Here is a 12949-nt window from a genome sequence, read left to right as displayed (position 1 = left end):
AGCGTATGCGTGCGGACGACTCGGCCGGGAGGTCGGACGGCGCTTCGACATCCGGTCGGTGGTGGTTCGGGATGCGTAGGTATTGAATGGCCGAGCCGTCGATTCGCGCCGCCCCGTCGCGCAATCCGGCTCCCTGAACATCCCTCCGCAGAAAGCCGTTCCACGTGGATCTCGTCGACGAGCCCATGCCGCTCGCCCCTGCCTCCGATGCCCCTGCTGAAGCGCCCGCCAAGGGCCTGACCCGGCGCTCGTTCGCCGTTCGCGGCACGGTCGCCGCGCTCGGCGCCGCGGCCCTCGGCGCGCCCACCGCCGCAAGCGCCGCGGCTGCCGGGACGACGACGCCGTCCGGCGCGCGCCTGGCGAGCACCGACGTCGCAACCCCGAAGACCAAGGCCGCCGCCACGCTGCCCGACGCCGCCGCGCTGGCCCGGGAGGACAAGCGGCTCGTCGACTACGAGGCGCTCGAGCTGGCCGCGCTGTACCGCGCCGGCGCGACGACCGCCGTCGCGGTCACGCAGGCCTACCTCGACCGGATCGCGGAGTTCAACGGCCCGTTTGAGACCTACGGCTTCGTCGACAACGGCCTCTACCAGGCGTTCATCCGGATCGACGCCGACGCCGCGCTCAAGATGGCCGCCGACGCTGACCGCCGCATCGCGGTCGAGCGCAACGGCGGCACGCCCGCCCCGTACCTGTGCGGCGTCCCGATGGGCTTCAAGGACTCGATCGGCGTCGAGGGCTTCAAGAACCAGAACGGCACCACGGCCTTCGCCGGCAACGTCTGCCTTCAGGACAACCCGGCGGTGGCGCGCGTCCGCGCGGCGGGCGTGGTCATCATCGGCCTCACGGTCTGCTCGGCGTTCTCCGGCACCACGTCCGGCAACTTCAGCGCCAACGCCTGGAACACCGACTACACGCCCGGCGGCTCGTCGCAGGGCTCGGGCACGGCGACCGTCGGCCGCCTGGCCTGTGCGACGTTCGGGGAGGAGACCGGCGGCTCGATCACCTACCCGTCGGCGGCCCAAGGCGCGTCGGGCATCAAGCCGTCGCTCGGCCTCGTGCCGATCGCGGGCGTCATGCCGCTCACGCCCGGCTACGACGTCATCGGCCCGATCGCGCGCTCCGGCGCCGACGCGGCGCTGATCTTGAACACCATGTTGGGCCCGGACTACGCCGACGACCCGCAGACCGTCTCGGCACCGATCCCGTTCCCCGAGCTGCCGATCAGCGCGCGTCCCGGCTCCAAGCCGCTGCGCGGCACGACCATCGGCATCAACAAGAAGGACTGGCTGCGTACGACGACCTTCCAGGGCGGCGTCGACCCGCAGTCGCTCTACGGCGCCGAGCAGCTGGCGGCGTTCAACCGCCTGAAGTCGGAGCTGGAGGCGCTGGGCGCGACCGTCAAGGACTTCGACGGCGTCGACATGGAGGACATCTCCGAGGAGTCCAACCCGTACTTCGCGCCGTACACGACGGGCAAGGCGCAGCCGACGCTGCAGACGATCGACGGCACCGCGATCACCCCGGTGACCGCGCTGTCGGGCGCGAGCCGCAACGACATCAAGTACATCGAGGCGATCCGCGACTTCGCGGCCGACAAGCCGAGCGCGCAGCAGTCGGCGTTGTTGTCGCAGTACGGCCGCGTGCCGTCGGCCGGCGGTGCGCGCTCGTATGACTCGGCGATCACCCAGACCGCGCAGGTCACGGCCGAGACGCGCCGCGAGGGCGAGCGCCGCCGTCGCAAGTTGATGGCCAACATGGCGCAGGCCCTGGACGACGCGGGCGTCGACCTCATGTTGACGATGCAGCTGCCCCAGGGCGTCGGCAAGCGCAGCGCCTCCGGCGGCTCGTTCCCGGCCCAGCGCGCCTACTACCAGGTGCCCAACGCGGCGTCGTGGCCGCTGGTCTCGTTCCCGATCGGCTACGACACGCTCGGCCTGCCGATCACCGCCCAGCTCTGGGGCCCGCGCTTCTGCGAGCCGCAGCTGGTCCAGGCGATGATCGACTACCAGGCCCACTACCCCGAGCACCACAAGGCGATCCCGCCGGACCCCACGCCCAAGACGGGCGCGGCGGCGCGCGCGACGCCGGTGCCCGAGGGCAAGGTCGACCCGTTCGAGTCCAACGACCCGGCCGTGCTCGACGCGGCGCTGAACGCGAAGTGAGCAACTTCACGATCGAGTGGCAGGCGCCCGCCAACATCGGGCTCCTGCCCCAGCACCCTGACGACGGCCAGCAGTCGTTCTTCTCGATCGGCTGGATCGTCAAGCAGCAGGCGACCTGGTACCCGTACGACGCGACCGCGCTGACGGTCGCGTCGGGCGCGGGCCCGGACGCGCCGGACGGCGGCGGCGAGACCCCGACGCCCGCGGGCGGCGGTGACGGCGGCACGGTGACCGGCGCCGGCGATACGACGCCCGCACCCTCGCCGCAGATCCGCGCGCGGATCGCCAAGGCCAACGTCGCAGCGCGCAAGGACCCGGGCCTGTTCCGCAAGAAGGGCCTGACGTTCGCGCTCTCGCTGGAGGCACCCGCCACGGTCACCGCCGTGCTGGTCACCAGCTCCGGCAAGAAGCTGACCTACAGCCAGACCCGCAAGGTCGCCGCGGGCACCGACCACCTCACGCTGCGCCCGTCGGAGTACGGCAAGCTCGCGACGCGCCGCAGCAAGAAGGTCGCGGCCAAGCTGGTGGTCACGATCAAGTACACCGACAAGTCGACCGGCACCGTCACCAAGTCCATCAGCTTGGCGGCCCCGCCGAAGAAGTAGAGGGGACCTCGTAGGGTGGGGGCGGTGACCCCCACCCGCCCCGAGGCCGTCGTCTTCGACTGCGACGGCCTGCTGCTGGACACCGAGACCGCGTGGACGCGCGCCGAGACCACGCTCTTCGAGCGCCATGGCTCGACGTTCACGATGGACCACAAGCGCGATCTGATCGGCTCGTCGCACTCCGTCGCCGCCGCCAAGCTGGAGGTCATGCTCGACCTCCCCGGCCAGGGCGAGGACCTCATCAACGAGCTGCACGACTTGGTGATGGTCGAGGCCACGCACGACGTCGAGCCGCGGCCCGGCGCGGTCGCGCTGGTCGACGCGCTGCTGGACGCCAACGTCCCGATCGCCGTCGCCTCCAACTCGCCGCGGGCCTTCCTGGACTCGGTCCTCAACACCGCGGGCGTGTACGACCGCTTCGCGCACACGGTCGCCGGCGACGAGGTCGAGCACCCCAAGCCGCACCCGGACATCTACCTCGAGGCCTGCCGCCGCCTGCACGCCGACCCCGAGAAGTCCGTCGCGCTGGAGGACTCGCCGACCGGCGCCCAGGCGGCGCAGGCCGCCGGGTTGCACGTCATCGGCGTCCCCTACATCCCTGACATGGAGATCCCGCCCGCGGACCTCACCGCCGCTTCTCTTGCCGACGCGGTGGTGCTCCAAGCCGTCGGCCTCGTACCCTCCAGCAGGTGATCGCGGGCGTCGGCGACTTCTTCGATGCGGCGGGCCAGTTCTTCAGCCAACTCGCCGACATCCGCTGGGGAGCATTGGCGCTCGGCCTGCTCTGCTTCGGCACCTACCTGACGATCCGCTCGCGCGCGTTCTTCAACGTCCTGCGCGCCGCCTACCCGACCGAGCAGATCGAGTTCAAGCGGATCTGGGGCGCCTACATCGCGGCCTACGGCTTCAACAACGTCGTGCCGGCCCGCGGCGGCGACGTCATCAAGCTGTTCCTGGTCAAGACGTCGATCCCGAACTCCACCTACAGCGCGATCGGCGCGGCGTTCTTCGTCGAGCTGGGCTTCGACGCCACGATGGGCGTCTTCATCCTGTTCTTCGCGTTCACCCAAGGCGTCTTCCCCAAGCCGCCGGACTTCTCCAAGCTGAACGCGTTCGACCTGTCGTTCTTCGCGTCGCACCCGCGCTTCCTGTTGTTCTTGCTGACCGCCATCGCCGTCGGCAGCCTCGTCGCCTTCGCGCTGCTGTCGACCAAGGCGAAGGCCTTCTGGGCGCGCGTGCGCCAGGGCCTGACGATCGCCTTCGATCGCCGCCGCTACTTCCGCGAGGTCTGGCTCGTGCAGTTCGGCGGGTGGCTGTTCCGCTTCGCCGCCTTCTGGTTCCTGCTCGACGCCTTCCACATCGGCGGCTCGGTCAAGAACGTGCTCTTGGTCCTCGGCGTGAACGCCGTGGCCGCGGTCGTGCCGTTCACGCCCGGCGGCGCGGGCGTCCAGCAGGCGTTCCTGGTGAAGGTCTTCGCGGGCGTCGCGTCGGGCGCTACGGTCGCCGCCTACAGCGTCGGCCAGCAGATCGCGATCGCCGTGTTCAGCCTCGCTGTGGGCTTCGCCGCGCTGGTCATGATCTTCAAGTTCCGGTCCTTCAAGGAGGTCATCGCGGCGGGCCGCGAGCACCGCGAAGCCGAGAAGGCGAGCGCACTACAGTAGGTCCCATGGAAGGCTTTGGAGGTCTCTTCGGCGATCCTGACGAGCTGCAGCGCCGCATGGCGGAGTTCGCCGACCAGATGCAAGGCCAGCAGCGGCTGGCCTGGGCGGACAACGCGATCGCGCTGGCCGTGCAGATGACGGTCGCGGCGGTCAACCGCGTCAACATCCAGGGGACGACGGCCGAGCAGGCCGAGCAGATCCGCAGCGTCATGGCGATCGTCTTCCCCGAGGCGGTCACGCTGGTGCGCGAAGCGCGCCAGGGGCTGGCATAACGCCGCTTGAGCACGCCGCGCGACGGCGCACCGCGCCGGTAGGATCCGCCGCGTGGCGCAGCTCTCGCACTCACAGCTGATCTGGCGTGGCCGGATCGAGACGGGCCTGCGGTTCGCCGCGCCCGTGCTCGACCTCGTGCTCGCCGCCGGCGACCGCCTCTCGCGCGCGGTCGACCGCGACGAGCCGGAGCTGATCATGCCCGGCCGCTTGGGCTCCGACGACCAGCGCAGGCTGACCGATGGCCGAGACTGACGACCTCGCGGTGACGCCGCAGCAGCTCGTCGAGCGCGAGCGCCCCGTCCGCAACAAGATCGGCCTCGTCTCGCTGGCGACGGCCGTCCTGGTGATCGTCGCCAACGTCGTGCAGAACGCGGCGCTGTCGGACCGCCCGCCGGTCACCGAGATCGACGCGCTGCGCGACGCCGCCGGCGAGTCGATCGGCCGGCCCGGCCTGGGCAGCGACCAGGTCCTCTACTTCCACGACCACGGCACGACGCTGCTGCTCGCGTCGGTCTTGCAGGCGCTCGTGTCGGTCGGCGTCGGCATCGTCCTGCTGACGCTGCTGCGCTTCACGCTGGACCGCGGCGGCCGTGCACCGCGCTTCTCGCGCCAGCTGGTCGCCATCGGCGCGGCCGCGACCGCGCTCGGGACCGTGCTGCTGATGCTCGGCCTGGTCCTCAACGCCAACGACTTCGCCTCGGCGTCGGATCAGGGCACGCAGGCCGCGCACGACGCGGCGCGCTCCGGCGGGCTGGTCGTCGCCGGCACGGTGACGGGCCTGGTTGGCCTGTTCCCGCTCGCCGCCGGGTTCGTGATGGTCGCGGTCGCCGCGATGCGCGTCGGCCTGCTGACCCGCTTCGTCGGCGTCCTGGGCGCGATCGTCGGCGTCTTGCAGATCCTCGGGACGCTCTCGGCCGGGTCGTTCATCATCAACGCCTTCTGGCTGGCGATGGTCGGCGCGCTGATGCTCGGCCGCTGGCCGTCGGGGATGCCGCCCGCGTGGGACGAGGGCGAGGCGCGCCCGTGGCCGACGCAGCAGGAGATCCGCGAGGGGCGCGAGCGCTCGCGGGCGACCCGGCGCGGCGATCCGGTGCCGGCCACCGCGTCCGCGCCGGCCGACGACGACGATCTGACGGGCCTGCCCAGCCCGTCGACGTCGGCACGCAAGAAGCGCAAGCGACGCGGCTAGCGCGGTAGCGCGGTTTCCGGCGGCGTGGTATGCCTGAGGGCACTGTCCACGACCGGGAGGGGAACCGCCGACATGGCCGATACCGCATCGGACCTCGAGCAGGAGCTGGCGCAGCTGCTGGAGCAGGAGCGCTTCGAGCCCTCCGAGGAGTTCAAGGCCAACGCGCTGATCACGGATCTCTCCGTGCACGAGGCGGCGGCGAAGGATCCGGCGGCGTGGTGGCGCGAGCAGGCCGATGCGCTGGAGTGGTTCGAGGCGCCGGGCGCGGCGCTGAACGACGAGAACCCGCCGTTCTACAAGTGGTTCGAGGGCGGCAAGGTCAACGCCTCCTACAACTGCCTGGACCGCCACGTCGAAGCGGGGCTCGGCGATCGCGTCGCGTTCAAGTGGCGCGGGGAGGAGGGCGAGTCCAAGGACATCACCTACTCGTGGCTGCTGGACCAGACCCAGCGGGCGGCCAACGCGCTGAAGGCGCACGGCGTCGAGGCCGGCGACGTGGTCGGGATCTTCCTGCCGATGATCCCCGAGGTCGTCGTCGCGATGCTCGCCTGCGCGCGGATCGGCGCGCCGCACAACGTGGTCTTCGGCGGCTTCAGCGCGGAGTCGGTCAAGGAGCGGATGGAGTTCTCCGAGGCCAAGGCGCTGATCACGGTCGACGGCGCGCGGCGCAAGGGCAAGACCGCACCGGTGAAGGCCTCGGTGGACGAGGTCGGGATGCCGGTCGACACCACGTTCGTCGTCCGGCACACGGGCATCGACGCGCCGATGGGCGAGGGCGACGTCTGGTGGGACGAGGCGCTGGAGGCGGCCGACGCCGAGTGCCCCGCGGAGCCCCTCGATGCCGAGCACCCGTTGTTCATCTTGTACTCGTCGGGCTCGACCGCCAAGCCGAAGGGCATCCTGCACACGACGGGCGGCTACCTGACGCACGTCGCCTGGACGCACAAGCACGTCTTCGACCTCAAGCCCGAGAGCGACGTGTACTGGTGCAGTGCCGACGTCGGCTGGATCACCGGCCACTCCTACATCGTCTACGGGCCGTTGCTCAACGCGGCGACGAGCGTGATGTACGAGGGCGCGCCCGACTACCCGCACAAGGGCATCTGGTGGGAGCTGGCCGAGAAGACCGAGACCACCATCTTATACACCGCGCCGACGGCGATCCGCGCCTGCATCAAGTGGGGCACCGAGCACGTCGAGAAGGCGGACCTGAGCAAGTTGAGGTTGTTGGGGAGCGTTGGCGAGCCGATCAACCCGAAGGCCTGGCTCTGGTACTACAAGGTGGTCGGCGGCCAGCGCTGCCCGATCGTCGACACGTGGTGGCAGACCGAGACCGGCGGGATCATGATCACCACCTTGCCGGGCGCCCAATCGATGAAGCCGGGCGTGGCCGGAACGCCGCTGCCGGGCGTGACGGCGGCGATCCTGGACGAGGAGGGCAACGAGGTCGAGCGCGGGACGCAGGGCTTGTTGTCGTTGTCGAAGCCGTGGGCCGGGATGTTGAGGACCTTGTACGGCGACGACGACCGCTACGTCGCGACCTACTGGGACAAGTGGGGGCCGGAGACCTATCTCGTCGGCGACGCGTCCAAGCAGGACGACGAGGGCTACATCTCGGTCATCGGGCGCGTCGACGACGTGCTCAACGTGTCCGGCCATCGCATGTCGACCGCCGAGATCGAGTCGGCGATCGTCTCCCACGGCAAGGTCGCCGAGGCCGCGGTCATCGGCCAGAGCGACGAGGACACCGGCCAGTCGGTGGCCGCGTTCGTCACGCTCGAAGGTGACCTCGAAGGCTCCGACGAGCTCGTCAACGAGATCCGCGAGCACGTCGCCCAGCGCATCGGCAAGCTCGCCCGACCCAAGCGCATCATCTGGGCCGACGACCTGCCCAAGACGCGCTCGGGCAAGATCATGCGGCGGTTGTTGAAGGACATCGCCGAGGGCCGTGAGCTGGGCGACGTCACGACCCTGCGCGACCCGGACGTGATGGCGCAGCTGCAGGGCAAGATCTCGGAGCGTGGCGCCGACGAGGACTAACCTCCGGCGCAGTGCCGCCCCACGACGCTCCCATCGTCCGCGACGTCATCCTGCGCGATGGCTCCGCCCTCCGGCTGCGCTCCCCGCGGCCGGAGGACGAGGCGGCGATCCGGGCGTTCTTCGACGGGCTGTCGTTCGAGTCGCGCTACCTGCGCTTCCACGGCGCGGGGCGCAGCGACCTGATCTCGCGCGACTACGCCAACGCGGACCTCGACGCGCGCGTGCCGCTGGTCGCGCATCTCGGCAATCGGGTCGTGGCGGTCGCCGGCTATGACCGCCTCAACGAGCCCGATGCGGCCGAGGTCGCGTTTGCCGTGGCCGAGGACCAGCAGGGCCGCGGGCTGGCGACGAGCATGTTGCAGCAGTTGGCCGACGTCGCCGCGGCGCGCGGGATCACGCGCTTTGACGCGGAGGTCATGGGCGAGAACCGGCCGATGCTGCACGTCTTCGGCAACGCCGGCTTCGGCGTGCGGCGCGCGTCCACGGGCGGGATCGTCCACCTCGCGCTCGACCTGACGCCCACGGACACGCTGGCGACGCGAATCGACGACCGCACGCACGCGGCGACCGTGCTGTCGCTGCGCGCGCTCCTGGCGCCGCGATCGGTCGCGGTCGTGGGCGCGTCCGCGCGCGAAGGCTCGGTCGGCGGCGCGATCTTCCGCGGGATCGTCGAGGGCGGCTACCGCGGCGTCGCGACGCCGATCCACCCGGACCGCGGCGTCGTGGGCTCCACGCGCGCGGTGGCGTCGCTGAGCGAGCTGGACGAACCCGCCGAGCTGGCGGTCGTCGCGGTCGCCGCGGGCGAGGTGCTCGGCGTCGCGCGCGAGGCGGCGGCAGCCGGCGTCCGGGCGTTGTTGGTGGTGTCGACCGGCTTCGGCGACACCGACGAGCCCGAGGGTCGCGCGCGTGAAGAGGAGCTGCTGGCCGAGGTCCGCGCGCACGGGCTGCGGCTGGTCGGACCCAACGCGCTGGGCGTGGTCACCACCGACCCGGACATCAGGTTGCAGGCCTTGATCGGGCGCGTGCCGCTGCGCAGCGGCGGGCTGGGGTTGTCCTCGCAGTCGGGTGCTCTCGGCCTGGCGCTGCTCGGCCACGCCGCCGCGCGACGGATGGGCGTCTCCTCGTTCCTGGCGCTGGGCAACCGCGCCGACGTCTCAACCAACGACGTCCTGGAGCACTTCGCCGACGACGACCGCACGACCGTCGTCGCGTTCTACGTGGAGTCCTTCGGCAACCCGCGGCGCTTCTCGCAGGTGGCGCGGCGCGTGTCGCGGCGCAAGCCGATCCTGGCGGTCAAGGGGACGCAGCCGCGTGACGGGAGCGCCGCGCCCGGTCGCCTGCGGATCGCAACCGCGCTGACCGACGCCGCGCTGACCGAGGCGCTGTTCTCGCAGGCGGGCGTGCTGCGCGTCGAGTCCACGCAGACACTGTTCGACGCCGCCGAGCTGCTGGAGCGCCAGCCGCTGCCCGCTGGGCGCGCGCTGGGCATCGTCACCAACTCGGGCGGCCTGGGGACGGTGGCGGCTGATGCCGCCGCCGCGCGCGGGCTGTCGTTGGCGCGGGTGAGCGACGCGACGCGCGCCCGTCTGGCCGCCGCCCTGCCCGACGCCGACCGCCTCGGCAACCCCATCGACTTGGGCGTCCGCGCGGGCTCCGCCGACGAGCGCCTCGCCGTCGAGGCGCTGCTGGACGACGACGGCGTCGACGCGGTCCTCGTCGTCCACGTCGGCCTCGGCGGCGACGACCCCGAGACGCGGCTCGGCGCGCTGGAGGCGGCGATCACCGAGCGCGAGACGACGACGACCAAGCCCGTCGTCGCGTGCGTCGTCGGCGGCGACGGCTCGCTCCCGGAGCGCGAGACGCGCAAGATCCCCAACTACCGCTTCCCGGAGGCCGCGGTGCGGGCGCTGGCGATCGCCGCCGACCGCCGCGCGTGGCTCGGGCGGCGGCTGGGCCAGGAGCCCGAGCTGGAGCGCTTCGACGCCGGCGCGGCTCAGGCCGTGGTGAGCGCCGCGGGCGAAGGCTGGCTCGGCGGCGACGAGACCGTCGCGCTGCTGGGCGCCGCCGGCCTGGAGCTGGCCTCCGCCGAGCCGTCGCTCAACGAGGCCGACACGGTCGCCGTGCTCGTCGGCGCCGTCAACGACCCGGAGTTCGGGCCGGTCGTCGGCGTCGCGCCAGGCGGCGGCCTCGGCTGGGCGGGACCGATCCCCGGGGACGCCGTCTTCCGCCTCGCGCCGCTGACCGACGTCGACGCCGAGGAGCTCGTCGACGGCCCACCCGCGCTGCGCTCCGCCCTGCACCACGGGCCCCACGACGCGGCCGCGCTGCGCGACGTCGTCCTGCGCCTCGCCGCGCTCGCCGACGCCGTCCCCGAGCTGGCCGAGGCCGAGCTCGACCCCGTGCTCGTCAGCGAGGCCGGCGTCGTCGTCGGCGGCGCCCGCGTCCGCCTGGCACCACCGCCGGCACGAGATCGCGCGAAGACATGGTGAGGCTGGGTAACGTCTCCCCATGGGTCGCTATGAGGAGCTGAGAGCGCAGCACGAGTGGCACGTCCCCGAGCGCTACAACATCGCTCAGGACGTCTGCGACAAGCACCCGCGGGAGAAGCTCGCGATGGTGTGGGAGCGGTTCGATGGGCAGCGGCGGGACCTGACGTGGGGCGAGCTGCAGGATCTCGCCAACCAGGCGGCGCACGTGCTCGCCGACCACGGCGTCGATCCGGGCGAGCGGGTGGCGGTCGTGCTGCCGCCGACGCCGGAGACCGCGGCGATCTTCTTCGGCGCCTGGAAGCGCGGCGCGATCTTGTTGTCCATGTCGGTGCTTTACGGCGACGACGGCATCGCGCACCGGCTGAAGGACTCCCGGCCGCGCGTGCTGGTCACCAACAAGGCCAACGCCGAGCGGTTCCGCCAGCACGTGGGGGAGACGGTCGGCGAGCTGTTGGTGATCGACGAAGGCGATGGTCTTCTCACCGGCGCCTCGACCGACCTCATGTCCTACGACTCCGCCGCCGACGACCCCGCGCAGCTCTACTACACGAGCGGCACGACCGGGCTGGCGAAGGGCATCGTCCACGCGCACCGCTACCTGCTCGCGCACAACGAGTTCGAGCTCTGCCACGAGGTCCAGGACGGCGAGCGCTTCCACGGCATGGGCGAGTGGGCGTGGGCCGCGGGCATCGCGCCACTGCTCGGCCCGTGGCGCCTGGGCGCCGTTCAAGTTGTCCTCCAACGCGAGGGCGGCTTCGACCCCGAGGGGCAGTTGTCGTTCTTGAGCCGCCACGAGGTCACCAACGTGTTCACGACGCCGACCGCGATGCGCTCGATGATGGCGATCGAGAACGCGGGCACCAAGTACCCGTGCTCGTTCCGCCGCGTCTGCTCCGCGGGCGAGCCGCTGAACCCCGAGGCGATCCGCTGGTTCCGCGAGCAGTACGGCCTCACGGTGCTCGACTACTACGGGTTGACCGAGTCCTATCCCTTGGCCGCCAACTTCCCGTGGCAGGAGGTGCGCGAGGGGTCGATGGGCCTGCCGATGCCCGGCTGGGACGTCCGCATCCTCGACGAGGACGAGAACGAGGTCACCCGCGGCGAGCGTGGCGAGATCTGCCTGCGGGCGCGGTCGAACCCGCACTACCCGTTGGGCTACTGGAACAACGACGAGGCCGCGGCCGAGACCTTCGGCGGCGACTGGTTCCATACGAAGGACGCCGCGACCCAGGACGAGGACGGCTACATCTGGTACGCGGGCCGCGCCGACGACGTCATCATCGCCGCCGGCTACCGGATCGGCCCGTTCGAGGTCGAGTCCGCGTGCATCGAGCACCCCGCGGTCCGCGAGGCCGCGGCGGTCGCCTCGCCGGACGAGCGCCGCGGCTTCGTGGTCAAGGCCTTCATCGTGCTCGCCGAGGGCCACGAGCCCACCGACGATCTCGCCGGCGAGATCAAGGCCTTCGTCCGCGACCGCCTGTCGGCCTACGCCTACCCGCGTCGGATCGAGTTCGTGGAGGACTTGCCCAAGACGCTGACGGGCAAGATCCGGCGCATCGAGCTGCGCGAGCGCGAGGCCGAGAACGCTCAGAGCGCCTGACGGAACCCCTCACGCCAAGACGGGACGCGCGGCTCCCACCCGAGCACGGCCTTGGCACGTGCGTTCGAGGCGCCGCGCGACTCGGTCATCATCACCGCCGGGACCTCGCCCGCAGCCAGGCGGCCGAGCCAACGCGGGACGCGGCGCGGCGGCTTGGCGCCAACGGCCTCCGCCAGCGCGGGCAGCCACTCGCGCACGGGCGCGGGATCGTCGTCGACGATCGCGTAGGTGCCGGTCGGGACGCCGGGATCCAGCGCCGCCACCACCGCGCCCGCGGCGTCGGAGATGTGCGTGAACGACCACACGCCGCCGCCGTCGCCAACGACCGGGAACTTCCGCTTGCGCACCGCCTCGGTGATGTCGCCGCCGTCGGCGTTCAGCGACGTCCCGGGCCCGTAGAAGCCGCCGTAGCGCAGGACCACGCCGCTCGGGTGCGCGCGCACGAGCCGCTCGCACTCGGCGATCGCCGCCAGCGTCTCGCGCTGGGCCTTCGGCGGCGCCGGGTCGAGCGCCGCGTCCTCGTCCTTGACGAGCGCCCCCTCGCGCGTGAACGGCCAGCCGGTGTAGGACTGGGCGATGACCCGGCGCGTGCCCGCGGCGCGCGCGGCGTCGAGCAGGTGCCGCGTTCCCTCCGTTCGCAGGCGGTTCGTCAGCGCGAACGTGCGGTCGAAGTGCCGCATGTCCGGGACGCCCGTCAGCGCGGTCATCTGGTGGACGATCACCTCCGGCTCGGCGCCCATCACGGCGCCCATGACCGCCTCGCGGTCCAGTGCGTCGGCCACCACCGGCAGCGCGCCAAGGGCGCGGAGCGCGTCGGCCTTGGCCGGCGTGCGCGTGACGGCGACCACCTCGTGGCCGCCGTCGATCAGCATCGGCAGCAGGTGCTGCCCTACGGCGCCCGTGGCGCCCATGACCATGATTCGCATG

11 protein-coding genes are annotated in these 12949 nt (G+C 71.8%); 10 read left to right on the top strand and 1 reads right to left on the bottom strand.

Going from position 1 to position 12949, the window contains the following annotated elements; all coding sequences use genetic code 11:
- Window positions 1-185: 185 nt before the first annotated feature.
- From ACT01A_RS12560 to ACT01A_RS12515, 10 genes are all read left to right on the top strand, one after another.
- The gene (locus tag ACT01A_RS12560) at window positions 186-2165 is read left to right on the top strand and encodes an amidase (protein ID WP_445152597.1); all 1980 of its coding nucleotides are present in this window, start codon (window positions 186-188) and stop codon (window positions 2163-2165) included.
- Entirely contained in the window at window positions 2162-2770 is a 609-nt protein-coding gene (locus ACT01A_RS12555; protein WP_445152596.1) for a hypothetical protein, read from the top strand. Before ACT01A_RS12560 ends, ACT01A_RS12555 begins: the two co-directional genes overlap by 4 nt.
- A gap of 24 nt (window positions 2771-2794) precedes the next feature.
- A complete protein-coding gene (locus tag ACT01A_RS12550) occupies window positions 2795-3463 on the top strand; it encodes an HAD family hydrolase (protein WP_445152595.1) in 669 nt (222 codons plus the stop codon).
- Window positions 3460-4431, top strand: a complete 972-nt coding sequence (locus tag ACT01A_RS12545) for a lysylphosphatidylglycerol synthase transmembrane domain-containing protein (RefSeq protein ID WP_445152594.1) — start codon at window positions 3460-3462, stop codon at window positions 4429-4431. Before ACT01A_RS12550 ends, ACT01A_RS12545 begins: the two co-directional genes overlap by 4 nt.
- 5 nt (window positions 4432-4436) lie before the next feature.
- Complete coding sequence (locus ACT01A_RS12540) at window positions 4437-4703, top strand: hypothetical protein (RefSeq protein ID WP_445152593.1); 267 nt, start codon at window positions 4437-4439, stop codon at window positions 4701-4703.
- A gap of 52 nt (window positions 4704-4755) precedes the next feature.
- Window positions 4756-4956 (top strand): hypothetical protein, encoded by a 201-nt coding sequence (locus ACT01A_RS12535; protein ID WP_445152592.1) that lies wholly within the window; start codon window positions 4756-4758, stop codon window positions 4954-4956.
- On the top strand, window positions 4943-5893 hold the full coding sequence (locus ACT01A_RS12530) for a hypothetical protein (protein WP_445152591.1): 951 nt from the start codon (window positions 4943-4945) through the stop codon (window positions 5891-5893). Before ACT01A_RS12535 ends, ACT01A_RS12530 begins: the two co-directional genes overlap by 14 nt.
- A gap of 72 nt (window positions 5894-5965) precedes the next feature.
- Complete coding sequence (gene acs, locus ACT01A_RS12525; RefSeq protein ID WP_445152590.1) at window positions 5966-7933, top strand: acetate--CoA ligase; 1968 nt, start codon at window positions 5966-5968, stop codon at window positions 7931-7933.
- Between the two features lie 11 nt (window positions 7934-7944).
- Window positions 7945-10422 carry a bifunctional acetate--CoA ligase family protein/GNAT family N-acetyltransferase gene (locus ACT01A_RS12520; RefSeq protein ID WP_445152589.1) on the top strand — a complete coding sequence of 826 codons (2478 nt, stop codon included), beginning with the start codon at window positions 7945-7947 and terminating at the stop codon, window positions 10420-10422.
- A 19-nt stretch (window positions 10423-10441) separates the two neighbouring features.
- On the top strand, window positions 10442-12022 hold the full coding sequence (locus ACT01A_RS12515) for an acyl-CoA synthetase (RefSeq protein ID WP_445152588.1): 1581 nt from the start codon (window positions 10442-10444) through the stop codon (window positions 12020-12022).
- Here ACT01A_RS12515 and ACT01A_RS12510 read toward each other — a convergent pair.
- The gene (locus ACT01A_RS12510; RefSeq protein ID WP_445152587.1) at window positions 12010-12948 is read right to left on the bottom strand and encodes an NAD-dependent epimerase/dehydratase family protein; all 939 of its coding nucleotides are present in this window, start codon (window positions 12946-12948) and stop codon (window positions 12010-12012) included. The two genes, ACT01A_RS12515 and ACT01A_RS12510, sit on opposite strands and share 13 nt — an antisense overlap.
- Between the last annotated feature and the right edge of the window lies 1 nt (window position 12949).

This window comes from Baekduia sp. Peel2402, from assembly GCF_052567285.1.
The sequence above is the reverse complement of the archived record's forward strand: the minus strand, read 5'-3'. Positions and strand labels throughout refer to the sequence as shown.

Bases quoted from the DNA above. Each gene is read 5' to 3' on its own strand.
- ACT01A_RS12530 (WP_445152591.1), top strand. From the start codon at position 4,943: ATGGCCGAGACTGACGACCTCGCGGTGACGCCGCAGCAGCTCGTCGAG.
- ACT01A_RS12515 (WP_445152588.1), top strand. From the start codon at position 10,442: ATGGGTCGCTATGAGGAGCTGAGAGCGCAGCACGAGTGGCACGTCCCC.
- acs (WP_445152590.1), top strand. From the start codon at position 5,966: ATGGCCGATACCGCATCGGACCTCGAGCAGGAGCTGGCGCAGCTGCTG.
- ACT01A_RS12510 (WP_445152587.1), bottom strand. From the start codon at position 12,948: ATGCGAATCATGGTCATGGGCGCCACGGGCGCCGTAGGGCAGCACCTG.
- ACT01A_RS12540 (WP_445152593.1), top strand. From the start codon at position 4,437: ATGGAAGGCTTTGGAGGTCTCTTCGGCGATCCTGACGAGCTGCAGCGC.
- ACT01A_RS12560 (WP_445152597.1), top strand. From the start codon at position 186: ATGCCGCTCGCCCCTGCCTCCGATGCCCCTGCTGAAGCGCCCGCCAAG.